At 70.0% G+C, this 25723-nt stretch carries 21 protein-coding genes and 4 pseudogenes; 13 read left to right on the top strand and 12 right to left on the bottom strand.

The window, feature by feature from the left end; all coding sequences use genetic code 11:
* The 6 genes from SH922_RS35195 to SH922_RS35170 all read right to left on the bottom strand — a co-directional run bounded on the left by SH922_RS35195 (position 1) and on the right by SH922_RS35170 (position 6310).
* On the bottom strand, positions 1–1050 hold the full coding sequence (locus tag SH922_RS35195) for an ABC transporter permease (RefSeq protein WP_393062598.1): 1050 nt from the start codon (positions 1048–1050) through the stop codon (positions 1–3).
* Positions 1047–2573, bottom strand: a complete 1527-nt coding sequence (locus tag SH922_RS35190) for a sugar ABC transporter ATP-binding protein (protein WP_393062597.1) — start codon at positions 2571–2573, stop codon at positions 1047–1049. The genes SH922_RS35195 and SH922_RS35190 overlap by 4 nt, the downstream gene beginning before the upstream one ends.
* 187 nt (positions 2574–2760) lie before the next feature.
* Complete coding sequence (locus tag SH922_RS35185; RefSeq protein ID WP_393063780.1) at positions 2761–3942, bottom strand: ROK family protein; 1182 nt, start codon at positions 3940–3942, stop codon at positions 2761–2763.
* A gap of 175 nt (positions 3943–4117) precedes the next feature.
* Positions 4118–5281 (bottom strand): FAD-dependent monooxygenase, encoded by a 1164-nt coding sequence (locus SH922_RS35180; RefSeq protein ID WP_393062596.1) that lies wholly within the window; start codon positions 5279–5281, stop codon positions 4118–4120.
* 29 nt (positions 5282–5310) lie between these two features.
* A complete protein-coding gene (locus tag SH922_RS35175; RefSeq protein WP_393062595.1) occupies positions 5311–5484 on the bottom strand; it encodes a hypothetical protein in 174 nt (57 codons plus the stop codon).
* 196 nt (positions 5485–5680) lie between these two features.
* Positions 5681–6310, bottom strand: a complete 630-nt coding sequence (locus tag SH922_RS35170; protein ID WP_393062594.1) for a hypothetical protein — start codon at positions 6308–6310, stop codon at positions 5681–5683.
* A 223-nt stretch (positions 6311–6533) separates the two neighbouring features.
* Here SH922_RS35170 and SH922_RS35165 point away from each other — a divergent pair, with 223 nt between their 5' ends.
* From SH922_RS35165 to SH922_RS35155, 3 genes and pseudogenes are all read left to right on the top strand, one after another.
* Positions 6534–7223, top strand: coding sequence for an SMI1/KNR4 family protein (locus SH922_RS35165; RefSeq protein ID WP_393062593.1), 690 nt, complete (start codon positions 6534–6536; stop codon positions 7221–7223).
* 249 nt (positions 7224–7472) lie between these two features.
* Positions 7473–8501, top strand: coding sequence for a hypothetical protein (locus SH922_RS35160; protein ID WP_393062592.1), 1029 nt, complete (start codon positions 7473–7475; stop codon positions 8499–8501).
* Between the two features lie 208 nt (positions 8502–8709).
* Positions 8710–9602 (top strand): annotated as a pseudogene (locus tag SH922_RS35155) (helix-turn-helix domain-containing protein).
* 70 nt (positions 9603–9672) lie between these two features.
* On the opposite strand, the gene SH922_RS35150 reads toward SH922_RS35155, so the two are convergent.
* Complete coding sequence (locus tag SH922_RS35150; protein ID WP_393062591.1) at positions 9673–10350, bottom strand: GntR family transcriptional regulator; 678 nt, start codon at positions 10348–10350, stop codon at positions 9673–9675.
* Between the two features lie 63 nt (positions 10351–10413).
* Complete coding sequence (locus SH922_RS35145; protein ID WP_393062590.1) at positions 10414–11364, bottom strand: beta-ketoacyl-ACP synthase III; 951 nt, start codon at positions 11362–11364, stop codon at positions 10414–10416.
* A 318-nt stretch (positions 11365–11682) separates the two neighbouring features.
* On the opposite strand from SH922_RS35145, the pseudogene SH922_RS35140 reads away from it, so the two are divergent.
* Positions 11683–11930: pseudogene (locus tag SH922_RS35140) on the top strand (Fe-S-binding domain-containing protein); the annotation flags it as partial.
* A gap of 11 nt (positions 11931–11941) precedes the next feature.
* Complete coding sequence (gene fdhD, locus SH922_RS35135; protein WP_393062589.1) at positions 11942–12790, top strand: formate dehydrogenase accessory sulfurtransferase FdhD; 849 nt, start codon at positions 11942–11944, stop codon at positions 12788–12790.
* A 65-nt stretch (positions 12791–12855) separates the two neighbouring features.
* Here the strand turns inward: fdhD and SH922_RS35130 are convergent, their stop codons facing one another.
* Positions 12856–13884: a bile acid:sodium symporter family protein gene (locus tag SH922_RS35130; protein WP_393062588.1), complete on the bottom strand. Its 1029-nt coding sequence runs from the start codon at positions 13882–13884 to the stop codon at positions 12856–12858.
* A 116-nt stretch (positions 13885–14000) separates the two neighbouring features.
* Here SH922_RS35130 and SH922_RS35125 point away from each other — a divergent pair, with 116 nt between their 5' ends.
* The 4 genes from SH922_RS35125 to SH922_RS35110 all read left to right on the top strand — a co-directional run bounded on the left by SH922_RS35125 (position 14001) and on the right by SH922_RS35110 (position 18659).
* Complete coding sequence (locus SH922_RS35125) at positions 14001–14903, top strand: LysR substrate-binding domain-containing protein (protein ID WP_393062587.1); 903 nt, start codon at positions 14001–14003, stop codon at positions 14901–14903.
* Positions 14904–15250: 347 nt separating this feature from the next.
* A complete protein-coding gene (locus tag SH922_RS35120) occupies positions 15251–17050 on the top strand; it encodes an AMP-dependent synthetase/ligase (protein ID WP_393062586.1) in 1800 nt (599 codons plus the stop codon).
* A gap of 192 nt (positions 17051–17242) precedes the next feature.
* Positions 17243–18079 carry an aldo/keto reductase gene (locus SH922_RS35115; protein WP_393062585.1) on the top strand — a complete coding sequence of 279 codons (837 nt, stop codon included), beginning with the start codon at positions 17243–17245 and terminating at the stop codon, positions 18077–18079.
* Positions 18080–18182: 103 nt separating this feature from the next.
* Positions 18183–18659, top strand: a complete 477-nt coding sequence (locus SH922_RS35110) for an RICIN domain-containing protein (RefSeq protein WP_393062584.1) — start codon at positions 18183–18185, stop codon at positions 18657–18659.
* 13 nt (positions 18660–18672) lie between these two features.
* On the opposite strand, the gene SH922_RS35105 is transcribed toward SH922_RS35110, so the two are convergent.
* Both SH922_RS35105 and SH922_RS35100 read right to left on the bottom strand, forming a co-directional pair.
* Positions 18673–19608, bottom strand: a complete 936-nt coding sequence (locus tag SH922_RS35105) for a class I SAM-dependent methyltransferase (RefSeq protein WP_393062583.1) — start codon at positions 19606–19608, stop codon at positions 18673–18675.
* 47 nt (positions 19609–19655) lie between these two features.
* On the bottom strand, positions 19656–20600 hold the full coding sequence (locus tag SH922_RS35100; protein ID WP_393062582.1) for an AraC family transcriptional regulator: 945 nt from the start codon (positions 20598–20600) through the stop codon (positions 19656–19658).
* Between the two features lie 80 nt (positions 20601–20680).
* Between SH922_RS35100 and SH922_RS35095 the strand changes: the two genes are divergently transcribed.
* The 3 genes and pseudogenes from SH922_RS35095 to SH922_RS35085 all read left to right on the top strand — a co-directional run bounded on the left by SH922_RS35095 (position 20681) and on the right by SH922_RS35085 (position 24388).
* The gene (locus SH922_RS35095; RefSeq protein WP_393062581.1) at positions 20681–21547 is read left to right on the top strand and encodes an NmrA family transcriptional regulator; all 867 of its coding nucleotides are present in this window, start codon (positions 20681–20683) and stop codon (positions 21545–21547) included.
* Positions 21548–21718: 171 nt separating this feature from the next.
* A pseudogene (locus tag SH922_RS35090) lies at positions 21719–23094 on the top strand (IS1380 family transposase).
* An 844-nt stretch (positions 23095–23938) separates the two neighbouring features.
* Complete coding sequence (locus tag SH922_RS35085; protein WP_393062580.1) at positions 23939–24388, top strand: SH3 domain-containing protein; 450 nt, start codon at positions 23939–23941, stop codon at positions 24386–24388.
* Positions 24389–24614: 226 nt separating this feature from the next.
* On the opposite strand, the gene SH922_RS35080 is transcribed toward SH922_RS35085, so the two are convergent.
* Positions 24615–24878: an integrase core domain-containing protein gene (locus SH922_RS35080; protein ID WP_393062579.1), complete on the bottom strand. Its 264-nt coding sequence runs from the start codon at positions 24876–24878 to the stop codon at positions 24615–24617.
* A 3-nt stretch (positions 24879–24881) separates the two neighbouring features.
* On the opposite strand from SH922_RS35080, the pseudogene SH922_RS35075 reads away from it, so the two are divergent.
* A pseudogene (locus SH922_RS35075) lies at positions 24882–25562 on the top strand (ISAzo13 family transposase); the annotation flags it as partial.
* Between the last annotated feature and the right edge of the window lie 161 nt (positions 25563–25723).

The raw sequence follows: 25723 nt of genomic DNA, 5'->3' as shown, positions 1-25723 counted from the left end.
TCAGGTCTCCCCGTGGGCCGACGTCCGGCGCTGGAGGAGGACGGCGGCGACGATGATCGCGCCCTTGGCGATCTGCTGGACATCGCTCTGCAGGTTGTTGAGCGCGAAGATGTTGGTGATCGTGGTGAAGACGAGGACGCCCAGGACGGAGCCGACGATGGTGCCGCGGCCGCCGCTGAGCAGGGTGCCGCCGATGATCGCGGCGGCGATGGCGTCGAGCTCGTACAGATTGCCATTGGTGTTCTGACCGGATCCCGACAGGATGATCAGCATGAAGGCGGCGATGCCGCAGCAGAGCCCGGACAGCAGGTAGAGATAGAGCCGCTGCCGGCGTACGTCGATCCCGGCCAGCCGGGCCGCTTCCGCGTTGCCGCCGACGGCGACCGTGCGCCGGCCGAAGGTCGTACGGTTCAGCACCAGCCAGCCGATGACGGTGACGGCGGCGAACATCATGACCAGCGGCGGGATGCCGAGAACGTACGCGTCGGGCAGCCCCAGGTCCAGGACCGACTTGACGGTGACGATCTGTGTCTTGCCGTCGGTGATGTTCAGGGCCAGTCCGCGGGCGGAGGCGAGCATCGCCAGCGTCGCGATGAACGGCACCAGCCTGCCGTACGCGATCAGCACACCGTTGACGAGTCCGGCGCCGAGACCGACCAGGACGGCGGTGAAGAGGATGCCCCCGAAGCCGAAGTCCTGGGTGGCGAGGGTCGTCGCCCAGACGGAGGCGAGGGCGACCATGGCGCCGACGGACAGGTCGATGCCGCCGCCGATGATGACGAAGGTCATGCCGACGGTGACGACACCGATGACGGACGCCTGGGTCAGGATGAGCTGGAGGTTCCCGGTGTCCAGGAAGGCATCGGGTTCGGTGATGCCGCCGACGACTACGAGCGCGGCGAGGACGCCGAGCAGGGAGAGGTTGCGGACGTCCGCGCGCAGCCCGAAGGCACGCGGGGACCGGTCCTTCTTCGGGGACGCGGGGACGGACACGGGCACGGCGCCCTTGTCCGGCCCGCTCTGCTGCGCCGGTGAGACGGGCTGCGTCATGACGTCGGGCTCCCTTCCATCACGAGGTCGAGTACACGGTGCTCGTCGAGCTCCCTGGCGTCCGCCGTATGGACGACGCGACCTTCACGGAGGACCAGCACCCGGTCGGCGAGGCCCAGGACTTCGGGCACTTCGCTGGAGACGAGCAGAACGGCGAGGCCTTCGTCGGCCAGCCGGCGGATCACGGCGTAGAGCTCGGCGCGGGCGCCGACGTCCACCCCGCGGGTCGGTTCGTCGAGCAGCAGCACCCGACAGCCGCGCAACAGCCAGCGGGCGAGTACCGCCTTCTGCTGGTTGCCGCCGGACAGGGTGCGGACGGGGGTGTCCGGGTTGTCGGGGCGCAGGGAGAGTTCGCGGGTGGCGGCGCGGGCCGCCTTGCGTTCGGCTCCCCGGTCGAGCCAACCAGCCCTGGAGAAGCGGGACATGGAGGAGACCGACACATTGCGGGTGACGGATTCGAGCATCAGCAGGGCCTGCGCCTTGCGCTCCTCGGGAGCGAGGCCGATGCCGGCGGCGACGGCGGCGCGCACACTGCCGGGCCGCAGTGGCCTGCCCGCGACCGTGACCCGTCCGGCGGTGGCCTTACGGGCGCCGTAGATCGTCTCCAGGATCTCGGAGCGCCCCGAGCCGACGAGTCCGGCCAGGCCGACGATCTCGCCGGGCCTGAGCTCCAGGTCGACCGGGTCGAACTCGCCCTTCCTGGTGAGGCCTTGGACCGTGAGTACCGGGGCGGTCCGGGCGTCCTCGGGGACTGCGTCCGGCCGGGGCGGGAAGACGTACTCGACGTTGCGGCCGGTCATCATGGCAACGATGTCGCGCGTCGGTGTGGACTCGGCGGGGAGTCCGACCGCGACGGCCCGGCCGTCCTTGAGCACGGTCACCCGGTCGCCGATCCGGCGGATCTCCTCCAGGCGGTGCGAGATGTAGACGACGGCGACGCCGTCGGCGGTCAGCGAGGCGACGATCCGGAAGAGGTTGTCGACCTCGTCGGGGTCGAGGGCGGCGGAAGGCTCGTCCATCACGATGAGGCGTACGTCATGGGAGAGCGCCCTGGCCATCGAGACGATCTGCTGTTGGGCCGCGGAGAGTTCACCGACCGGGCGGGCCGGGTCGATCTCCGGGTGGCCGAGCCGTTTCAGCAGGGCGGCGGCCGCGGTACGGCCGTCACGGATGCGGACGACGAAGCCTGCGCTGGTGGGTTCGTGGCCCAGGAAGACGTTCTCGGCGACCGACAGGCCCTCGACCAGGTCGAGTTCCTGGTAGATGGTGGCGATCCCGAGGCGCATCGCGGTGATCGGCGTCTTCAGTACAGCAGGCGCTCCGCACCAGGTGATCTCGCCGTCGTCGGGCTGGTGGGCCCCGGCGAGCACCTTGATGAGGGTGGACTTGCCGGCGCCGTTCTGGCCGAGGAGGCAGTGGACTTCGCCGGCCTGGACCTCCAGGTCCACGCCGTCGAGGGCGCGCACACCCGGGAAGGACTTGGTGATGCCGGACATGGTGAGCAGCGGTGGTTCTGGAGCCATGACAAATCCCCTCGGCGGATGGGGTGTCCCTGCTCGGGCGGAGGCGGGAGCGCAGGGAAGGGCCGGTGAGCGGGCAGGGCGCAGTGCTGTCCCGGGGTGTTCCCGGACCCCGGCCTGGAGCGCGGGGCGGTGCCTTGGTTGCCGGCGGGCAGTGATGCGGGCCGGTACGGGTCGGACAGGTGGAGGATCAGGCAGGTGAGAAGAGGTGGTCGCTGATGAGCCTGGCCGCGCCGATGACTCCGGCAGCGGGTCCGAGCTCGCCCAGCACGATCGGGAGGTTGCCGGTGGCCAGCGGCAGGGACTGCCGGTAGACCTGGGTCCGGACGCTGGCCAGCAACGTGTGGCCCAGTCCGGTCACCCCGCCGCCGATCACCACCAGACCGGGGTTGAAGAAGCTGACGAGGCCGGCGATGACCTGTCCGACCCGGTTGCCGCCTTCACGGATCAGGTCGAGCGAGGTGGGGTCGCCGGCAGCCGCGGCGGCGGCGACGTCGGCGGCGGTGAGTCTCCCGGACGCCTCCAGCCGGGCCGCGAGCTCCAGGGACTGTCCGGCGCGTGCCGCGTCCTCGGCGTCGCGGGCCAGCGCGGCGCCGCTGAAGTGTGCTTCCAGGCAGCCCCGGTTGCCACAGGCGCAGGGTCGCCCGTCGGGTTCGACCTGGATGTGTCCGATGTCGCCTGCGCTGCCCGTCGTACCGCGGTGGACCTCTCCGCCGACGACGATGCCGCAGCCGATGCCGGTACCGATCTTGACGCAGAGGAAGTCGCCCACGGAACGGGCGACGCCCGCGTGCTGCTCCCCCATCGCCATCAGGTTCACGTCGTTGTCGACCATGACGGGGCAGCCCAGTTCCTGGCTGAGCGCCTCGCGGACCGGGAAGCCGTCCCAGCCCGGCATGATCGGCGGCGCGACCGGGATGCCTTCGGGGAAGCGGACCGGTCCCGGTACGCCGATGCCCGCGCCGTCGAACCCTTCGGCGAGCCCGGAGGCCCGGAGCTTGGCCGCCATGGACAGCACCTGCTCGAAGATGGCGACGGGACCTTCGCGTACGTCCATGGGGTGGTTGAGGTGGCCCAGGACCTCCAGCTCCGCGTTGGTGACCGCCACATCGACCGATGTGGCGCCGATGTCGACGCCGAGGAAGCGCAGTGCCGGGGCGAGCCGGATGTTGTGCGAGCGACGCCCGCCGCGGGATGCGGCGAGTCCGTCGGCCACGACAAGGCCGGTCTCCAGCAGTCTGTCCACCTCGACGGCGAGCTTGGAGCGGGAGAGATCGACCTGATCCCCCAGCTGTGCCCGTGAGTTGGGCCCGCCGTCGCGCAACAGCCGGAGCAGTCGCGCCTGATGCGCATTCGCGGGTCGTGCCGTCATTCGTCTCACGTGCCCCTCCCCGCCACATCGGCCTGTCCGTCGGGCTTTGGAGGGGAACGTAGCAGTGGTTGCCGGGAGTGGGAAGAAGTTGCGCAGGAATCCACCACAACTTTCTCCACCCTGAGGACAAAGGGGAGTGGAGCGGGGCGGCGAGCGCCCCTCACTCCGCCCCGGGTCACTCCACTCCGAGCCCGCCTCCGAGGTCGCCCGCGAGGCCTGCCCGGCCTGGTGAGGCGGTGGTGGGCGACGGCGGGTAGTCGTCGACGGCCATGGCGTTGTGCAGGCGTGCGCTCTTGGTGGTGAGGCGGAGGAGAGCGCGGCCTGCCCCCGCGGGCAGGGCGGAGATAAGGCGGGCGCCCTGGGCCAGTCCCTGCACGCCGAGGTGTGACGTGGGGATCAGGGTCCTCGCCGCGCTGAGCCCGGCCGCGTGGCTGCCGCGCACGTGCTCCGCCATCGCGCGCTCATAGGCGGGGAAGGCGAGCTCGTGGTTGCCGCCCGCCCTGGCCAGCTCCCCGGCGAGGACATACGCTCCGACGACGGCCAGGCTGGTGCTGCCGCCGACGGCCGGGCCGGGACAGTAGCCCGCGTCACCGACGAGCGTCACCCTCCCCCGCGACCAGGTGTCCATGCGGAGCTGGGTGATCGAGTCGAAGTAGAACGCCGGAGTGCGGTCGAGCTCGTCCAGCCAGCCGTCGACGTCGGGGTGCATACCGTTGAACGCGCTGCGCAGCAGCCCCTTCTGCCGGGGCGCGTCGTTGCGGTGGTAGTCGATCTCACCCTCGCTGCGGAACAGGAACAGCACCCGCGCGTCGGCGAGGTGCCGCGCGCCGTACATGCCGGCCGTGCGGCCGACGCCGACGTGCATGAGGAGTTCGCCGTCGAGCCCGGAGACGTTCGGCAGGGTCAGCACGCCGAAGTAGGCACCGGTGAAGGCGCTGAAGCGGGACTCGTCGCCGAAGGCGAGGCGACGCACGTGGGAGTGCAGCCCGTCCGCGCCGATGACGAGGTCGTAGCGGCGTGGCGCGGCGTTCTCGAACCGCACCTCGCCGTCGGGCGAGATCGCGGTGATCGAGTCGCCGAAGACGTACTCGACGTCATCGCGCGTGGTGTCGTAGTAGATCTCGCTCAGGTCGTCTCGCATGATCTCGACGTGCCGGTCGGAGGTGGCGCCGAAGATCTTGGAGAGGTCCGCCCGGACTGGACGCCGTGAGCGCTCCCGGTGGACCGTCATCCGGTGGGTGCCGGTGGCCCGCTCCTCCACACGCGGGAGGACGCCCATCTTCTCGGAGATCTCCATCGCGGGCCGGAACAGGTCGACCGCGTGGCCTCCGGTCGTCATGGTCGACACCGACACGTGGACGGCAAAGGTCACGGACTTCGGGCGGCGGCCAGCTCCGAGCGCGGCACCTTGATCGCGAGATCCGTGTTCCACTCGCGGTGCCGGACCCGGTGCACCAGCCCCATGCCCCCGCCGTCGAGCACGTGGAGCACCTCGTACAGCCCGAGAACGACATCGCCACGCTTCCAGCTCTCCACGGTCATGGCACCTGCCTTGGTTGCTGTACAAGGAAGTTGACAATCCCATTGGGGGATTAGGGGCAGTCCACCCCCCTCGTCTCTTGTGGCGGAGCCGGCTCCCGGCGCTGTCAGCGGCGTGCCGCAGGACGGTGGTGTCCTGAGCGCGGGCTTGGCCAGTCGGGCCAACTACCGCGCCTTGTCACAGGTGTGACTGAGCGCTTCAGTTGGCCGGTGAGCGGCCGAGTTGGCTGCCCGAGCGTTCCGTGTCAGGCGCCTGGCGGGTCCAGAGGGTTAGGTCGCTGCTGGTGGCGACGGCGAGGGTGCGTCCGGACGGCGAGAAGCCGGCTGCTCGCAGTTCGGAGTAGTTGGAGTCGAAGATGTGCCACCAGCCGTCGCCGTGCGGTCCGTTGTGGGGGATGCCTCCGTCTGTGGACAGCAGAACGCGGTCGTGTGGCCACTCGGGGCTGACGACCTCCAGGGTCCAGCCGTCCTCGGTGGTGGTGTGCAGGCCGCCTCCGAAGAGTCCCGCGATGCGTACTCGGGTCGAGGCGATGGGGCCGAGGCCTGGGCAGGAGAGATCTGGCACTGCGTCCGGGGTGCTGCCGTCGGGGTCAGGGTCACGGTCCCGGGCGATCTTCTCGCCGGTGACGGTGTCGAAGAGCCCGTGACCGTCGACGGAGACAACCATGACTAGGTCGCGGCCATCGTCGGGAGCGAGAGCGAAGCCGATGCCGAGCAGGCCACCGATAGGGATGAGCCCGTTCGGAACCGGGTGCCACGGGACAGGCGGCGCAACGACAGGGACGGACAGAAACTGCTCTCGCAGACGCCGCTGGTAGTCAGAGATCAAAGTTCCTTCTCGCCTCGGCTGGACGTTGACCGCCCCAAGGCGATGACGTGAATCGTGCCAGGTTCGCACGAGCCTGGCACTCGACCGGCCAACTGAAGCGCTCAGTCAATCGAGGTGTGACTGAGCGCGATAGTTTGGCCCTCGGGAGTGTCTTGGATGGCTCGTAGCGCGTGCGTGACCCCTGGCTGGTTTCGCTGTCAGTGGCTCTGCGTACGGTCTGCGCATGGTTGATCAGCAGTGGAGCGGGGTCCGTCAGCGTGTGGTCGCGTTGGGCTCTCAGTCGTCGAGCGGCATGGTGTTCGGCTCGATCGGGCACGGGTGGGTCCTGGAAGAACCCCTGACGGATGACGGGCTTGCCGAACTCGAAGCGCAGGTAGGCGTGCGGTTGCCTGATGATTACCGCAGCTTCCTCACCATCGTGGGCGCCGGTGGCGCGGGTCCTGCGTACGGCCTCTTCCCTGTTCGCCGCGTGCAAGGCCGCTGGCGTTGGGAGGGAGACGGTGCAGACCTGGCCGATCTGTCCATGCTCGCTCGGCCCTTTCCTGACCACGGCCCGGATCCCGAAGACCTCGACGCACTTCTCGCTGTTCGTCCTGAAGAAGGGGACTTCGACGAGATCGAGGACTTCGACGACGCCATCGAAGCGTGGGACGAACGTTGGGAAGCCCTGATGTTCGCCCCCGAGCGCACCGCCGGCGCCATCGTGATCTCCCACCTCGGATGCGCACAGAGGGAGTGGCTGATCATCAGCGGCACCTACCGCGGCACCGTCTGGTCCGACTGTCGGGCAGACGACGCCGACCTCGTCCCGCTCCTCGGCCAGGGTGGGAAGCCGGTCACGTTCACTCACTGGTACATCAACTGGCTGCAGAAGGCGGAGCTCACCGCACACCAACCGTCGACAAACGCCTGACGCTGGGCACCGGTGTGCGGTGAGCTGCGCCGCCGAGACGATGAGCGTTGTAGTTGGCCCTTGAGCACGCTGCTTGGCCCCTGTGCGTCATAGATGGCCCACGCGAGAGCGGTAGGGGCATGCTGAGCTGGGGGTTTATGGGGCATAAGACGCCGTGGCGTACAGCGCTCTGACTGCCGAGGTGGCTTCGCGACGTACGGATCGCTCATGATCGAACCTCAAAGAATTCGACGGTGTGGGTGGTGTGGTGTGGAGGACTGGCGGACCGATCCGACATTCGCGATGTGCCGGGCTCTGGTGGACGGGGCGGATCTGGCCTCGTTCGTAGGAGGTCCGTTCGACATCCGGGCTGTGGTGGCGGCCATTCGGCCCGGGAAGATCGACGGAGCCGTCCTCGACGACGTTCCCTGGGAGAACTTTCCTCACGGGGAGAAGGTCCATGATGCGGTTCGCCTGCTGCGCGCCGGCGACGGGTCCGCACGTTTCGCAATGGGCGTGCTGATCGGCTTGTGTGCCAACGACAGCCGGGCCTCCGCCGCTCTCGCCGTTCCATTTCTGATCCGGATTGCCACCGACCCCCACCACCCGCACCACACCGACGCCCTCGGAGCTCTTGCCGCCCCGGCCCGCGCCCGTCATTTCGGTGTCGCCTCCCGCGCCGAACTCCTCCTCCACCGCTCGAGCCCCCAGCACCGCGTCTTCGACGGCTATGACGACTACGGAGCGGAGGTGACCGGGTACCCGGCGGGCTGGTCGGTGGCTGCCGCCCGAACCGCGATCACCGCGGCGACCCCCATGCTCCTGCCTCTCCTCAACGACTCTGATGTCACCACCCGCATCGACGCTTCCTACGCTCTCGCCACCGCGGCCGACCCCGACCGCAGGGTCCGAAGCGCCTTCGCCACCCGGTTCGACAACGAGCAGGACCCCGTGGCCCTGGCCGGCTTGGTGCTTGCCACGGCAGAGAGCGCCCGTGCCCACCCGCACCGACCGGACACCGCGAGGATCCGCGCGCTGTGGCAGGACCGTGCACAGGCTCCAGAAGTCCGCCTTGCCGCCGCGATCGGCTGGCTCTGCCTCACCAATGAACCCGTCCCCCGCGCCCTGCCCACCACCGTCGACGCCCTTGCGACCGAAGAGCGCGCTCGCGCCATGGACGCGCTGCCATGGATGACCGCCGTCGGCTGCGGCGAATCGGGACTCCTGCGCTGCGTCCGCCGAATGCTCTACCCGGAAGAGCCCGAACCGTGCGACGACCCCTGGGCCCCACTGCCCTGAACGACGACCGGCCGGCCCTCGACCACGTCGCCCGCGTTTTGTGCGTCCCAGTCGTCCATCGGGGCCAACTACCGCGCTCAGTCACAGCTCGGTGCGGCCGTTCACGTACGGTCCGCCGTCAGAAGCAGTCATGAGCCCACTGTCGCCGCCGGTACCCACCGGCGGCTTGGACAAATGTTCCCCCGGCCCGCTCACGTAGCATGAAAACATGCGGTCCTTCACGCACGGTACGGCTGTGTGGGACGTCGCAAGCCCGCAGCATCCCAGCAGGGGTGGCCGGTCTCACCATGGCCGGGTTCCGTGCCCGTGACCTGGACACGCTCCGGATGATCCCGCACCCGGCCGTGACGCTGCTCCTGGAGTTCGGCGCCGGCTCACCCGTCCTCGACTGTGCCGCCGGACAGCAGCAGCGGGAAGCCTCGTGGCCGGACCAGGGCTGGGGGCCGGCGGCGCGGTCCGGGCATGGGGAGAGAACGTCGAGTGTGTACAGGTGCGCCTGTCCCCGGTGATCGCACGCGCGGTTCTGGGCACCTCCCCCGCCGACCTCGACTGCGCCGTCGTGTCCCTGGGCGACCTGTGGGGCCGGGAGGCGTCCCGGATCCCCGCGAGCAACTGGGCGAAGTCCCGTCGTGACAGGATCGCTTCGCATGGGCGGACGCGCTGCTGGCCCGTCGGTACGAGGAGGGGCCGTCGGTGGATCCGGAGGTGGCCTGGGCCTGGCACCGGATCATCGGCAGCCGTGGCCTGGCCCGGGTCGACGGACTCGCGGCCGAGGTCGGATGGAGCCGCAAGCGCCTGTGGTCCCGCTTCCGTTCGCAGCTCGGCCTCCCGCCCAAGCACGCGGTGAAGCTGGTCCGCTTCGACCATGCCGCCCACCGCCTGGTCGCGGGTGAGAGCGCGGCCCGAATGGCGGCCGACGCCGGCTACGCCGACCAGTCCCACCTGCACCGCGACGTCATGACGTTCACCGGGGCGACCCCCGCGACCGTGGCCGGCGAGCGGTTTCTCGCCGTGGACGACCTTGCGTGGCCTGACCGCGGGACACCCGCCGGGCCTCACGTCTCCAGGGACCTCCGGCCCGGTCGCCGGCCGGAGGTATGAGGGCTACCGCTGTGAACGCCGATTCATCGGCCCGGCGTTCGAGGGCATGGAGAGCGACGTGAGCGCGGGGTCAGCTCTGTTCGCGCTGGTGGTACGTCTGGCGGGTGTGCTCGGTGTGGGCCCGCATGACCGCCGTCGCCCGCTGCTCGTCGCGCGAGGAGATCGCGGCGATCAGGGAGCGGTGCTCGATCCAGGACTGGGTACCGCGCTGCCGGGCGACAGGGGTGTAGTACCAGCGGACCCGGGCGTCCACCTGTCCGGCAAGTTCGGAGAGGACGACATTGCCGGCCAGCTCCATGACCTTGGCGTGGAAGGCGGCGTTGGTCGCCACCGCCAGGTCCACGTCGTCGTCGGCGACGGCCTGTTCCCCCTTGGCGCAGAGCTCCTCCAGGGCGGCGATGCCCGCCGTGCCGGAGTTGGCGGCGGCCAGCCGGGCGGCCTCCGCCTCCAGGAGCGTACGGACCGAGAGCAGTTGGTCCGCCTCCTCCTCCGTGGGCTCATGGACGAACGCGCCCTGGGCGGGGCGCAGATCGACCCACCCTTCGGTGTTGAGCCGTTGCAACGCCTCACGCACCGGTTGCCGCGACACGCCGAGATGCCCGGCCAGCTCGCTCTCGACCAGATGCTGGCCGGGGCGGAGCGCCCGGGTGGTGATGAGTTCGAGCAGCGCCTCGTAGACGCGCTCGCGCAGCGGACCGGGCCGTTCCAGCTTCGGCACAGCCCCCTGCGGCAGTCCTGTGGACAACATCGCGGTCCCCCTCCGGCGACGAGCAATTGCTTATCGTCTACAGTCTACCGAGCACGACGCCCCTCAGGGACAGCGGATCACCTGTCCCGCATAACTGAGGTTCCCGCCGAAGCCGAAAAGCAGCGCCGGAGCGCCGGTGGCGACTTCGCCCCGCTCCACCAGCTTGGACAGGGCCATCGGGATCGAGGCCGCGGATGTATTGCCGGAATCCACCACATCCCGGGCGATGACCGCGTTGACCGCGCCGATCTTCCGGGCAACGGGCTCGATGATCCTCAGATTGGCCTGATGCAACACCACCGCGGCGAGATCCTCGGGGGCGATTCCGGCCCTTTCGCATACCTTGCGCGCAATGGGCGGCAGCTGCGTGGTGGCCCAGCGGTAGACGGACTGCCCCTCCTGGGCGAAGCGCGGCGGCGTCCCCTCGATCCGCACGGCATCCCCCATCCCCGGCACGGAACCCCACAGCACCGGCCCGATCCCGGGCCGGGCGTCCACCCCGGTGTCGGCGACCACGACCGCCGCACCGGCACCGTCGCCCATCAGCACACAGCTGGAGCGGTCGGTCCAGTCGACGATGTCGCCCATCTTGTCGGCGCCGATCACGAGGGCACGCGTGGCGGCACCCGCCCGGACGGCGTGGTCAGCGGTTGCGAGGGCGTGGGTGAAACCGGAACAGACCACGTTGATGTCCATCACCGCAGGCGAGGACATGCCGAGGCGCGCGGCGACCCGGGCCGACATGCTCGGCGACCGGTCGATCGCGGTGGAGGTGGCGACCAGGACCAGGTCGATGTCGGCCGGCTGCAGGCCTGCGGCGGCGAGCGCCTTGGCCGCCGCGTGCGCGGCCAGCTCGTCCACCGGCTCGTCGGGGCCGCCGAGGTGGCGGGTCTTGATACCGACTCGGCTGGTGATCCACTCGTCGCTGGTGTCGACCATGGCCGCCAGATCGTCGTTCGTGAGCACCTTGGCGGGCTGATAGTGGCCGAGCGCCACGACACGTGAGCCGGTCATATTCAGGTTCCCCTCGCTACATATGGCAGGAACCATCCAGTGTTGGTCGCTACCGCCCGGTACAGGGGCACGAGATCCCACAGGAATACCGGCCGGAGGTTGGAGGCTTGACAACAGCCTTGACCTCCTTGACCGCATACTGTAGACAATATTCTGTCGACTTGACAGCGTCTCCTGCTCCTCCCTCCCGCACCTCCCCCGCTGCTTCCCCACTCCCGTCTCGCTCGGTCAGCTACCGGACGGAGAGCCCCGTGAAAGCGGCTGACGCATCCGCTGGTCCGGGACGCGAACGGGGTCCTGCGGCAGGCAAGCCGGGACATCGAGGTGTGCCCGACCGGGGCACTCTCCTTCAAGACCGAGTTCGACAGGCGGGCGGCCGGGACCTGGGACGAACCGGCGCAGACGGAGACCACCACTGTCTGCGCGTACTGCGGAGTCGGCTGCAACGTCACGCTCCATGTGCAGGACAATGAGATCGTCAAGGTCACCTCACCGCACGACACCCGGTGACCCACGGCAACCTCTGCATCAAGGGCCGTTTCGGCTTCCGACACGCACAGAATCGGGTCTCACTGTCATGGGACGGGTCACCGAGCGCCGCCGCACCATCCGCATCCGGGACGGGGCCGTCTCCACCCGCCCGGACACCCTCGTCGCCGAGGAGCCCCTGGAGATCCGGCTGAACGGCAAGCCGCTCGCCATCACGATGCGCACCCCGGGCGACGACTTCGCGCTGGCGGCCGGCTTCCTGGTGAGCGAGGGCGTGATCGGTGAGGGCTCCGAGGTGCAGTCGATCGTGTACTGCGCCGGAGCGACGGCCGACGGAGTGAACACGTACAACGTCGTGGACGTGAAGCTCGCGCCCGGTGTCGTGGTCCCCGACATCACGCTGGAGCGCAACGTCTACACGACGTCCTCGTGCGGTCTGTGCGGCAAGGCCAGCCTGGACGCGGTGCGCACCACGACCCGGCATCCGGTCGCCGACACTCCCCCGGTCCGGGTCGGGCCCGAGCTGCTGGCCGCACTCCCTGACCGGTTGCGTGCCTCGCAACGGGTCTTCGACCGGACCGGGGGTCTGCACGCGGCGGCGCTGTTCTCCGAGACGGGCGAGCTGATCGACGTACGGGAGGACGTCGGCCGGCACAACGCGGTCGACAAGCTGGTCGGCCGGGCCCTGACCGACGGCCGGCTGCCGCTGTCCCGGGCGATCCTGCTGGTCTCGGGCCGGGCCTCGTTCGAGCTCGCGCAGAAGGCCGTGATGGCCGGCATCCCGATGCTGGCGGCCGTCTCGGCGCCGTCGTCCCTCGCGGTCGACCTGGCGGCCGAGACCGGCCTGACCCTGGTCGGCTTCCTGCGGGGGCCTTCCATGAACGTGTACGCGGGAGAGCACCGCATCGCCCTGGAGGCGACGGCCGTCCAGGGCTGAGGAGCCCCGCCCGCCGCACGGACAGGGGTCCGGCCGGCAAGGAGCGCCCCCTGCGCCGGCCTGGCTCAGCCCACCGTGACGGGCTCCCGCACGGACCCGGTGCCGTCCGCGAGCGGCTCCTGCGGGTCGCGGGCGCGCCGCTTCGCGATCACCGCGCACACCATGAGCTGCATCTGATGGAAGAGCATCAGCGGAAGCACGGCGAGGCTCGCCTGGGCGCCGAACAGGACGCTGGCCATCGGCAGTCCCGAGGCGAGGCTCTTCTTCGAGCCGGCGAACTGGATGGCGATGCGGTCCTCGCGGCCGAAACCGAGCCGCTTCGCCCCGTACCAGCTCACCGCGAGCATCAACGCGAGCAGCACCGCCTCGGCACCGAGCAGCGCTCCGAGCCGGGCCGGGGTGACCTGGTGCCAGATGCCCGCGACCATGCCCTCGCTGAACGCGGTGTAGACGACCAGCAGGATCGAGCCCCGGTCGACAAGACCCAGGACCTTCTTGTGGCGGGCGATGAAGGCGCCGATCCAGCGGCGCAGCAGCTGTCCCGCGACGAACGGCAGCAGCAGCTGGACGCCGATCTTCAGCAGGGCGTCCGCGGAGAACCCGCCGCCGCTGTTGCCGAGGAGCGCCGCCGCGAGCAGCGGGGTGACGAAGATCCCGGCGATCGAGGAGAAGGAACCCGCGCAGATCGCGGCGGGCACGTTGCCACGGGCGATGGAGGTGAAGGCGATCGACGACTGGATCGTCGAGGGGACGAGGCAGAGGAAGAGGAAACCGCTCTGCAGCTGGGGCGTCAGTACGTACGGCACCAGTCCCCTGCTCGCCAGGCCCAGCAGCGGGAAGGCGACGAACGTGCAGGCCAGGACGGTGAGGTGGAGCCGCCAGTGCTTGACCCCGTCGAGGGCTTCGGCGGTGGACAGCCGGGCGCCGTAGAGGAAGAAGAGGAACGCGACCGCCCCGGTGGAGGCCCCGCCCGCCACGTCGGCGGCGGTGCCGGAGGCCGGCAGCAGTGCCGCGAGTACGACGGTGCCGATCAACGCCAGGACGTACGGGTCGATCGGCAGCCAGGACGGCAACTGCAGGGTGCGGCGGCTCATGTGCTCCACGTGTCTCTCGTTCGGTCGTGCCCTCCCCCATCCTGCTCCTGATCACCGGCATCGGGAATCCCGTACACCGCTCTGACTGTCATCATGGATCGCGATAACGTGGTCCCATGTACGACCCCGCGCAGCTGCGCACCTTCCTCGCCGTCGCCCAGACCCTCAGTTTCACCGCGGCCGCCCGTCGGCTCGGGGTGCGGCAGTCCACGGTGAGCCAGCACGTGCGACGACTGGAGGACGCGACCGGGCGTCAGCTGTTCACCCGGGACACGCACCGGGTCGATCTCACGGTGGACGGGGAGGCGATGCTCGGTTTCGCCCGGACGATCCTGGAGGCCCACGAACGGGCGTCGGCCTTCTTCACCGGCACCCGGCTGCGCGGGCGGCTGCGCTTCGGGGCGTCGGAGGACTTCGTGCTGACCCGGCTGCCGGAGATCCTGCAGTCGTTCCGCCGCGACCATCCGGAGGTCGAGCTGGAACTGACCGTGGAGCTGTCGGGGACGCTGCACCAGCAGCTGGCAGCGGGCCGCCTCGATCTGGTGCTCGCCAAGCGGCGGACCGGGGACACCCACGGGGAGCTGGTCTGGCAGGACACGCTGGTCTGGATCGGGGCGCCGCGGCTGCGGATCGACCCGGACCGCCCGGTGCCGCTGATCGTCTTCCCGCCGCCGGGCATCACCCGGGCCCGCGCGCTGGAGGTCCTGGAGGAGCAGGGCCGTTCGTGGCGGGTCGCGTGCACGAGCGGCAGCCTCAGCGGGCTGATCGCGGCCGCCCATGCGGGGCTCGGAGTGATGGCCCACAGCCGCGGCCTGGTCCCGCCCGGACTGGCCCCGGTGGCGGCCAGGGAGGGGCTGCCGGACCTCGGCGACGTGGACTTCGTCCTGCTCCACGGCACACACCGGGGCGGCGCGCAGCAGGCGGCGGACGCGCTGGCAGCGGCGATCCTGGCGGGCGGTGACCGGCTGATCCGCCCGCGCGGCGGAATCGGCGCGATCGGTACGCAGAGCCGTGCATGACAGGGTTCGGGGAGGGGGAGAATGGACGCAACGCGGCAGGCAGGCAGGCCGGAGCGGCCCGACCCGGTCGGCTCGTCGGATCCGGACGGATCACCCGTACCCGTACAGAATGCAGTGATCGCGGCGTACAGATTCGGTGGAGATTCCCGCGCGAGCCACTTACTCCATGGTCAGAAGCGTGCCCGGGCCTTGCCCATCTGGCCGGATTTCACCACCTGACCAGTGCAGATGGCACCCAGTACGCCCCGCTCCCGGCTCTCCCTAAGCGACGCCCCGTGGGGTAGCGTCACGGCGCTGTGCGGAGCGCCACAAGGAGCAGGTCATTGCGTGAGTTCACTGTCCCACCCATGGCGGCCGCGCCCCACGTAGGCGGGCTCGCGGATGTCGTGTTCGACTACGCCGAGGAGGATCCGCACCGGGTCGCTCTCGGCCGGAAAGACGCGGACGGACGCTGGCGGGACGTCACCTCGGCGACGTTCCGCGACGAGGTGCTGGCGTTGGCCAAGGGGCTGATCGCGCACGGGGTGCGGTTCGGCGACCGGGTCGCCCTGATGTCTCGCACCCGTTACGAGTGGACCCTCTTCGACTTCGCCCTGTGGGCGGTCGGCGCACAGTCCGTGCCGGTCTATCCGACGTCCTCGGCCGAGCAGGTCCTGTGGATGCTGCACGACGCCGAGGTGTCGGCGGTCATGGTCGAGCACGAGGACCACGCCATGACGATCGCGTCGGTGATCGACCGACTGCCGCAGCTGAAGCGGCTGTGGCAGCTGGACGCCGACGCGGTGACCGAGCTGGTCGGGGCCGGCGCCCATATCGAAGACGAGGTCGTGCACCGGCACCGGCGCGCGGTGACGCCCGATTCGGTCGCGACCGTCATCTACACCTCGGGCACGACAGGGCGCCCGAAGGGCTGTGTGATCACGCACGCCAACTTCATGTTCGAGACGGAGACGATGGCCTCCCGCTGGGAGTCGGTCTTCCACTCCAAGCCGGGCGACGAGGCGGCGACGCTGCTCTTCCTGCCGCTGGCGCACGTCTTCGGGCGGATGGTGGAGGTCACGGCGATCCGCGGACGGGTGAAGCTCGGCCACCAGCCGGAGCTGTCGGCGAAGGCGCTGATGCCGGACCTGGTGTCGTTCCGTCCCACATTCATCCTGGCGGTGCCGTACATCTTCGAGAAGGTCTTCAACGGTGCCCGGCGCAAGGCCGAGGCGGAGGGCCGGATCGGGCCGTTCGACAAGGCCGTCGACATCGCGGTGAAGTACGCGGAGGCGATGGAGGCGCGTGCGTTCGGCACCGGTCCCGGGCCCTCCGCCGGTCTGCGGATGCAGCACCAGTTCTTCGACAAGGTCGTGTACAAGAAGGTGCGCGAGGCGATGGGCGGCCGGATCCGGCACGCCATGTCGGGCGGCTCGGGGATGGAGCGGCAGCTCGGGCTGTTCTTCGCGGGCGCGGGCGTCACCGTGTACGAGGGGTACGGGCTGACCGAGACGACGGCCGCGGCCACGGCCAACCCTCCGGAGCGCACCCGGTACGGCACGGTGGGGCAGCCGATCCCCGGCACGACGGTGCACATCGCCGACGACGGCGAGATATGGGTGTACGGCGCCAATGTGTTCGGCGGGTACCTGGGCGACCCGAAGTCGACCGACGCGGTACTCAACGACGGCTGGCTTGCCACCGGCGACCTGGGGGCGCTGGACGAGGACGGCTATCTCACGATCACCGGGCGCAAGAAGGAGATCCTTGTGACGTCCGGCGGCAAGAGCGTCTCGCCGGCGGGTCTCGAGGAGCGGGTGCGGGCGCATCCGCTGGTGGCGCAGTGCATCGTGGTCGGCAACGACCGGCCGTACATCGCGGCGCTGGTCACCGTCGACCAGGAGTCCGTGGAGCACTGGCTCGCGATGCAGGGGCGGCAGGCGATGTCCCCGGGGGAACTGGTGCGGGACCCGGATCTGGAGATGGAGGTCCGGCGCGCGGTGGTGGCTGCGAACACGGCGGTCTCCCAGGCGGAGTCGATCCGTACGTTCCGGATCCTGGCCCACCAGTTCACCGAGGAGCACGGCTTGCTGACGCCGTCCCTCAAGCTGAAGCGCAAGGCGATCGAGACGGCGTACGCGTCCGAGGTGGACGCGCTCTACCGCTGACCGGACCCGGTCCCGTGTGCGGCTCGGGGCGTACGCCGCACGGACGTTACCTGCGGCTCGGCGCGAGTGCCGCTCCGGCGATGCGCCCCGGGAGTACCGTTCCGGTGAAAACGGCGCGCGGACGGGAATGTGCGGGCCGCCTTGATCGTTCACCCTGGGAGTCCCACCCCACAACGTTAGGATCGACCGCTCGTGAGCCAGGTCCCCTCCCTCACCCTCAACAACGGCGTCGAGATGCCGCAGCTCGGTTTCGGAGTCTGGCAGGTGCCGGACGACGAGGCCACGGCGGCGGTCGCCACGGCCATCGAGTCCGGGTACCGCAGCATCGACACCGCCGCGATCTACCGGAACGAGGTGGGCACCGGAAAGGCCATCGCGGCCTCCGGTGTCGCCCGCGAGGAGCTCTTCGTGACCACGAAGCTGTGGAACACGGAGCAGGGTTACGATGCGACGCTGCGCGCCTTCGACGCCTCCCTCGACAAGCTGGGCCTCGACTACGTCGACCTGTACCTGATCCACTGGCCGGTGCCGGCCAAGGACGCGTACGTCGACACGTACCGGGCGTTCGAGAAGATCTACGCCGACGGCCGCGCGAAGGCCATCGGTGTCTCGAACTTCCTCCCCGAGCACCTGGAGCGTCTGCTGGGCGAGACCTCCGTGGTCCCGGCGCTCAACCAGATCGAGCTGCACCCGCAGCTCCAGCAGGCCGAGTCCCGTGCGCTGCACGCCCAGCACGGCATCGCGACCGAGGCCTGGTCGCCGCTCGGTTCGGGCAAGGGGCTCCTGGAGGTCCCGACGGTCGTCGCGATCGCGCAGAAGCACGGCCGCACCCCGGCTCAGGCGGTGCTCCGCTGGCACCTGCAGACGGGCAACGTGGTGATCCCCAAGTCCGTGACGCCGTCGCGGATCGCGGAGAACATCGACGTGTTCGGCTTCGAGCTGGACGCCGACGACCTGGCCGCGTTCGCGGCGCTGGACGAGGGCAAGCGGCTCGGCCCGAACCCGGGCGAGTTCAACCTCGGCGCCTGAGGCCCGACGTACCGCCGCTGAACCACTTGTGACCGCCGCCCGGCCCGGAGCCGGGCGGCGGTTTCGCCGTACGAGCCGTACGAGCCGCACGAAGGGACCGGACATGACCGGGGACACCGCGCCCGTCGTCGGGGCGGGCCTCTACCGGCTGCGCAATGTGGGCAGCGGACTGGTGCTGGAGGTGAGGGGCGCCGCGAAGGGCGGCGGCGCACCGGTGCAGCAGAACGACGTCGACGGTTCGGCTGCCCAGCACTGGGAGTTCACCCCCGTCCACGAGGGCGCGGCCCTGCACCACGTGGTCAACGCACACAGCGGCAAGCGGCTGGACGTGCGCGGCGCCTCCACGGAGAACGGGGCCGTGATCCAGCAGTGGCGCGCGAACAACTTCGGTGCGCAGGAATGGCTGATCGAGCGCCATCTGGAGGCGCCGGGCACCGTGACGCTCGTCAGCTTCGTGAGCGGACTGGTTCTGGAGGTCGCCGACGGCAGCACGGCCGAGGGGGCGTCCGTCCAGCAGTGGGAGGACACCGACTCCCCCGGCCAGTGGTGGCGGCTGGAGCCGGTGTCCGGCACGCCGTAGGGCGCCCTCCGGCTCAGCTGCGGCGCCCCAGGTGGACCGTACGGGCCATGAGCAGGCAGGTGTCGCGGCGGCGGTGCAGTCCGGCCGGGTCCTCGGGGTCGAGCAGCCGGTCGAGCACGGCGTTGTCCTCGGCCTCGAGCCGGTCGCGCAGCCCGTCGCGGCGACGCGCGAATTCGGCGATGACGTGGTCGCGCGCCGCTTCGGTGAGCGGTGCGGGCAGGTCGAGCAGGAAGCTGCGGGTGCCCTGCGGGGCGAGGCCCACCGCGGTGAACAGGGCGGCCCAGTCCTCGTTCTCGCGCCGGGCGTCGGGCAGGTCCGCCCGCATCTCCTCGAAGAGCTCGGCCTGCACTGCCTCCATCCTGGCCTCCAGGCCGGGCCGGCCGAAGCCGAGGTCGCGCGGGAGCTGACGCGGCTGCAGCCCGCCCTCGACGAGCGCGACGGTGCCGCCGGGGTTCAGCAACGCGGCGAAGCCGGCCAGCACGGCGCGCTGGTCGCCCATGTGATGCAGCGCGTTGCCCGCCCAGACCAGATCCGCCTGCCCCAGATCTGCCAGGTCCTCCGGGATGTCGGCGTGCAGGGTGGTGACCCGGTCTCCGAGCCCGAGCCGCTGCGCGCGGTCACGGGTGCGGTCCAGCAGGGCCGGGGTGCCGTCGACGGCGACCACGTCCGCCTCCGGGAACACGTCGGCGAGCAGGCAGGAGATCACCCCGGGTCCGCTGCCGATGTCCAGGACCCGGCGCACCTTCGGGGCGTCGGTCAGCCCGGCGACCCAGCGGGCCGCCTCCGTGTACTGCTCGCTGCTGAGTTCGGCGTTCTGCTCCAGCAGCGGGCCCATGACGTCCCAGTCGAAGTCGGCAGGGTCGTGGTGGTGCCCGTGCGCACCGCCCTGCCCGTGGTCATGTCCCTGGTCGCCGCCGTGGTGGTGCCCGTGCCCGGTGTGGTTGCTCATGGGGTCAGCCTCACCACACCTCAGCCGCGGGGCAAACTTTGTTGCCGTTACGGCAAGCCGCCGCCCTTCCGGTACTCCTGCGGGCTGACGCCGCGGACCCGTTTGAAGGCGGTACTGAAGGCGAACGCCTGGCTGTAGCCGACCTTGCGGGCCACCGCCTCGACCGTCGCGTCCGTCTCCCGGAGCAGATCCGCCGCGACGGCGAGGCGCCAACCGGTCAGATAGGCCATCGGAGGCTCCCCCACCAGCTCGGTGAAGCGCCGGGCGAGCCCGGCCCGGGAGACCCCGGTCCGCCCGGCCAGCGCGGCCACCGTCCAGGGGTGGGCGGGTTCGTTCTGGAGGAGCCTGAGCGCCTGTCCGACGACGGGGTCGCCCATGGCCCGGTACCAGGCGGGGGCTTCGGCGCCCGGCCGGGAGAACCAGGTACGCAGGGCGTCGATCAGCAACAGGTCCAGTAGCCGGTCCAGCACCACGCTCTGCCCCGGCTCGTCCCGCGCGATCTCGTCGTCGAGCAGCTGCGGCAGCGGGCTGCTCCGGCCGCCGGAGGGCAGGACGATCAACGGGGGCAGCGCGTCAAGGAGCCGTCCGCTAATCTCGCCGTCCATCAGGTAGGTGCCGACGAGCACGGTCGTCGTACCGTCCGGTGTATTGCCCCAGGTACGTACCCCCAGGGCCATGGACTGGGACAGCGGTTCGCCGTGCAGGGTGGTGCAGGTGCCGCCGGGGCCGATGCGTGCCTGGGGTTCGGTACCCGGCAGGTCCGCGACGGTGTACGGTTCCGGGCCTCGCGCGACGGCCAGGTCTCCCGGGCGCAGCAGCACGGGCTCGGCGGCTCCGGCGGGGACGATCCAGGCCTCACCGGCGGTCACGGACATCAGACAGAGCGGGGCCCGGTCCTCGATCCGTACGGACCAGGGCGGTTCCATCAGCATCCGCAGCAGAAAGGCACCCCGGGCCCGCGGCCCGTCCAGCAGTCCGGCGAGTGCGTCCATGCAGGCAGCGTAGACGCATGCGTAGGGAGCTGAGCGGCTCGGGGATGGAGCGGGCGGGGCCGTCCGGAGAGTCTTGGGTCATGACACGGAACACGGAGAACCAGAAGCAGGAATCCCTCGGCACGCCCCCGGTACTGGTGACGAGCGGGACGGGCAAGACGGGCCGCCGGGTGGCCGAACGGCTGGCGGCGCGCGGGGTTCCGGTGCGCGCCGGATCGCGCACCGGCGAGATCCCTTTCGACTGGACGGACCCGTCGGGGTGGGAGGCCGCGCTGAGCGGTGCGGATGCGGCGTACGTCACCTACTACCCCGATCTGGCGGCGCCCGGCGCTCCGGAGGCGATGGCGGCCTTCGGGCAGATCGCGCAACGATGCGACGTGCGGCGGCTGGTGCTGCTTTCGGGCCGGGGCGAGCCGCAGGCCGTGGTAGCGGAGGAGGCGTTGCGCGCGGCTGCGGGGAACGTCGAACTCACGGTGGTGCGCTCGGCGTTCTTCGCGCAGAACTTCAGCGAGGGCGCCCTGCTCGACGGGGTGCTCGGCGGTGAGGTGGTGTTCCCGGCGGGCGGGACTGCCGAGCCGTTCGTGGACGTCGACGACCTGGCCGATGTGGTGGTCGCCGCGCTCTGCGGGGGCGGCGGCGCGGGCACGGTCCACGAACTGACCGGCCCCCGGCCGCTGACCTTCGCCGAGGCGGCCGCCGAGCTCGCCGGTGCGACGGGGCACAAGGTGCGTTACGTCGCCGTGACGGGCCCTCAGTATGCGGCGATGCTGGAGCAGTACGGCGTCCCGGGGGCCGAAGCGGGCTTCCTGGCCGGGCTGTTCACGTTCCTGCTGGACGGGCACAACGCGACGGTCACCGACGGCGTGAAGCAGGCACTGGGCCGTGACCCGAAGCCGTTCGCCGCTTTCGCCGCCGACGCGGCGCGCGATGGTGCGTGGGGCGCGTAGGCGCAGCCTGCCACGGGGAGGGGCCCGCGCCGAACGCCGCCCGACCTAGCCTCGCGCTTTCATGAAGCGGGCGGTCCGGCAGGTGATCAGGACAGCGAAAAGTGCCTCTGACCAGCAAGAATGAGGATTGTCGAGGTCCTTGTTCCTGCCATCGCCGGAGGCACTTCCCAGGTGAAGAAGAGTAGCGGGCCGTACCCGCCTGTCCGCGTCGGGGGCGGTGGCCGTTCAGTGGTCACCCAGGCCGGGGCCGTGCTGCTGGTGGAGACGGTCCGCAAGGCCGGTCTGGACACGGCGATATCGGCGGCACTCGCGCCCTGGCGCAAGCAGCGGGCGGTGCACGATCCGGGCAAGATCCTGCTGGACATGGCACGCGCGGTGGCGTTGGGCGGGGACTGTCTGGCCGACGTGGCCATGCTGCGGGCCGAGCCGGCCGTGTTCGGGCCGGTGGCCTCCGACCCGACGGTCTCCCGCCTCATCGACACCCTCGCAGCCTCCGAGGAGAAGGCCCTGCGGGCCATCCGTGCCGCGCGGGCTGAAGTCCGTCAACATGTCTGGCGGTTGGCCGACCGGGAAGCGCCTGGCGCGGGCGGGACGGTGAGCGTGGACCTCGACGGGGTGCTGGTGATCGCGCACTCGGACAAGGCGGACGCCGCGCCGACGTGGAAGCGAGCCTACGGCCACCACCCGCTGATGGGGTTCGTCGACCACGGACCGGGCGGCACGGGTGAACCGGTCGCGGCCCTGCTCAGACCAGGCAACGCGGGATCGAACACCGCGGCCGACCACATCACCGCCACCCAACTGGCCTTGGCTCAGCTGCCGAAGAAGTACCGGCGCGGGCGCCGGACTCTGATCCGCACCGATTCCGCGGGCGGCACCCACGACTTCGTCGTCTGGCTCGCCCGGCGGGACGATGGTTGTCCTACTCGGTCGGCATGGTGATCACCGAGGCGATCCACCAGCATGTGCTGAAGGTTCCGGTCTCGGCCTGGACGGCGGCCGTCGAGGCGAACGGCGAGATCCGCGACGGCGCCTGGGTCGCTGAACTCACCGGCGACGTCCTGGACGGCTGGCCAAAGGGCATGCGGCTGATCGTCCGGAAGGAACGACCGCACCCCGGGGCCCAGTTGCGGCTCACGGATGCGGACGGCATGCGGCTGACCTGTTTCGCCACCAACACCTTGGGCCGGCCGATCGCCGAGCTCGAGCTCCGTCACCGGCTGCGGGCCCGGGCCGAGGACCGCATCCGCGCCGCCCGTGCCACCGGCCTGCGCAACCTGCCCCTGCACCGCACGGCCCAGAACCGGATCTGGCTGGAGCTCGTGCAGATCGCTCTCGACCTGCTGGCCTGGATGCCGATGCTCGCCCTGACCGGCAAGGCCCGTCTCTGGGAGCCCCGCCGACTACGGCTCCGCCTGTTCACCGCGGCCGGACAGCTCGTGACCACCGGCCGTCGGCGAATCCTCCGCCTGGCCCGGCACTGGCCCTGGACCGGTCACATCACCGCAGCCCTCGACCGGCTCACTCAACTGCCCGACCCTGGCTGACCAGCGGATTCCCCGTCCCTACGACAGCACCTCAACACCCGGAGCAGTGGAACCCGGCGCCACCCCGAGGCGACACTCGGGCCCTCAGCCTGCACAGCCTCAGCCCACGGCACGAAAACGGTCCACCGACTCCGTCGGCGGACCGTCACGAAACTTCGAGGTTAACGCCAAACTCAGCCGCACCGGACTTTTCCACGGTCCCGGGTGACTGGGTGGCAGTCTCTCAGGTAACGGCTCCCTCGGACCTGCAGTGCTGCGTGACTCCGTTCTTAACTTGGCACGCTACGATATCGACCGGTGTTTCTTCCGGTAGATCGTGCGTTTTCCAAGGGGTGCAATAATTCGCCAGGTGACCTTCGGTGGAGGTAGTAGCGTACCTAACGTTCCAGTCGTCACGCTTGGCCATGAATGTTAGTATCCCCCAGCCGTCACTATTTACGTCGCAGGCTCTGATGGAGTCACCAGGATAGGCGCCACCGGGATCGGCATTGAAATGACCGTCTCCGACCTCGGAGCAATAACTACATTCGACTACGTACACAACTACGCTGTAGCTAGCCTGTGCTGGGGACGCAGTTATGGCCACTGCCGCAGCTGCCGCTCCCACCGCCATCAATATGCGACGAATTTTCCGCATACCCACTCTCCCGTCTGTCGGCGCCTCGACCGGCCTCGGCGCCTTGTTGCCCGTCGTGCGCTACATGAAGCACCACTCGTCGAAGCAGAGTCAACCCCCTCCCCGGACTTATTCTCGGGCGCCGCATGCAGGCTCAGATCTTCCTCAAATCATCACCGGCGCCGGCGAAGTGATGGAAGCGTGCCCGAGTAAGGAGCCGAGCCACCCGTGCACGCAATGGGCGGTTTCATCCTCGACTGCGGGAAAACCGCCCATAAAACGGTAAGGGGTTTGATGAGCGTGAAGGTACGCCAATTTGTTGTCATGGGTCTGTCCGCACTCCTCACGGGAATGAGTATCGGAGTCGCACCCTCCGCATCAGCAGCCGCGGAAGCCACCTGTACCCACCCGAGCTGGTCCAACAAGGACTCCGGGGTGGACTCGGTGCGCTACGAGCTGCTCGACGGCGCCCCGATCAGGACCGGCCCGAATGAAGGCTGCGGCGTGGTGGGCATGGCCAACTGGAACTACTACATCTACCTGCACTGCTACACCATCAACAGCGCGGCACACTTCTGGGACCACGTCCGGGCATACAACCGATTCACCGGTGACGAGATCAGCGGCTGGATCTACGAAAACAACCTGGATGGAATCGGGTCCACAAAAGCCTGCTGATCGCGCCCGGGCCGTCCACAAATCGAGGGCCTACGCCTGGCTGCGCGCGGGACCGGGCCGGCCGTGACCGTGGCGTCGGCCCACGGCCCCGGGCGGGTGCTCCAGGCCGCGGGCACCCGCGCCGGCCAGGTGCACCATGTGTGGGTTGCGGCCCGACGTGCCCAGTCCAAGGCGAACATCCGGACGGTGAGTACGGCGCCTGTGCGTGCCGAGAACCCCTGTCACCCTATGCGGCCTGCGCGTATTCGTGGATGAGGCCGCCGAGGCGGTCCCGCCGTAGGGTGCGCGAGGGGCCGTCGATGGCGGGCGGTTCAGGCGCGCCGACACCATCGGGGCATCGCTGTGCGAGTGATCGGTGAGGCCGATGTTCGTTGTGGTGGCTGGCGTACTCCTCGACGACGAGCCGCGGGTGCCGCTCTCCGGTGATCAAGATCCGGTCGGTGGCCTCGCGGCGGCACGAGCCGACCCAGCGCTCGGCGATCGCGTTCATCCGGGGCGGGTGCGGCGGCCGGGCGGAGGACGCAAACGGGTCGCGGATCTCGACCCGGGGCTGCGTCCGGCCTTGCTGGCGCTGGTCGAGCCGGATGAGCGCGGGGATCCGATGTCGCCGCTGCGCTGGACGGTGAAGTCGACCCGGGCCCTGGCCCGGGAGCTGACCCGGGCCGGGCACCGTGTCAGTGCCGACACGATTGCCGGCCTGCTGCGGGAGGAGGGCTTCAGCCTGCAGGCCAATGCCAAGACCCTGAAGGGAGGCCAACACGGCGACCGGGATGCCCAGTTCCGCTATATCAACGAGCAGGCCCGTGACCATCGGGACTCCGGCCAGCCGGTGATCAGTGTGGACACCAAGAAGAAGGAACTTGTCGGAGAGTTCAAGAACAGTGGTCGCCAATGGCGGCCGGCCGGTGATCCGGTGCTTGTGGGCGTCCATGACTTCGCCGACCCGCAGCTGGGCAAAGCCGTGCCCTATGGGATCTACGACCTGGCGGCGAACACCGGCTGGGTCAGCGTCGGCACCGATCACGACACAGCCGCGTTCGCCGTGGAGTCGATCCGCCGCTGGTGGGATGGCCAGGGCCGATGCACCTACCCGCGGGCGACCCGGTTGCTGATCACTGCCGACGCGGGCGGCTCCAACGGCTACCGCACCCGGGCCTGGAAACTCGAACTGGCGCGCGGCGCGTTCACCGTGATCGTTCCCGCACCGGCCGAGGCCGCCCAGGTCGCCGTGGTCCGCGTCGCGCCTCCGGGACCGGAGGCACCGCCCGAAGGTCCCGCAGGTCCGCCTGCCGGAGCGGCGCAGGACGTCGACCTCGCCACCTTCCGGCTCGAGCG

The organism is Streptomyces sp. LN549, assembly GCF_043203805.1.
Lineage (GTDB): Bacteria > Actinomycetota > Actinomycetes > Streptomycetales > Streptomycetaceae > Streptomyces.
Note: the sequence above shows the minus strand (reverse complement) of the source record. Positions and strands in the feature narration are given on the sequence as shown.